1 pseudogene is annotated in these 269 nt (G+C 52.0%); it reads left to right on the top strand.

What is annotated here, in order from left to right:
• Positions 1–143: 143 nt before the first annotated feature.
• Positions 144–269: pseudogene (locus EZM41_RS14380) on the top strand (MFS transporter); the annotation flags it as partial.

Below are 269 nucleotides of genomic sequence, written 5' to 3'. Positions count from 1 at the left end.
AAGATTCATGTCGTAAGGCAATTACAAGACTTGACAACCGCTCAATAAGACACGCTTACCAAAAATAAGCTTGTTGCTATGATCGTTTACGCAAGACTCGCCCTGCCATATCGCCTGTCAGACGGCCCGATACAACCGCCGCTATGGTGATGTTGGCCGACATCAGCACTCAGGAAAGTCGAGGGCGGATGATGAGTTTTTACCAGGGTTCGATCCTGCTTGGTGCAGGACTTGGGCCGACCCTCGGAGGGTTTGTCGCTGAGCTGTGG

Source organism: Acetomicrobium sp. S15 = DSM 107314 (assembly GCF_016125955.1).
GTDB lineage: Bacteria > Synergistota > Synergistia > Synergistales > Thermosynergistaceae > Thermosynergistes > Thermosynergistes pyruvativorans.
Note: the sequence above shows the minus strand (reverse complement) of the source record. Positions and strands in the feature narration are given on the sequence as shown.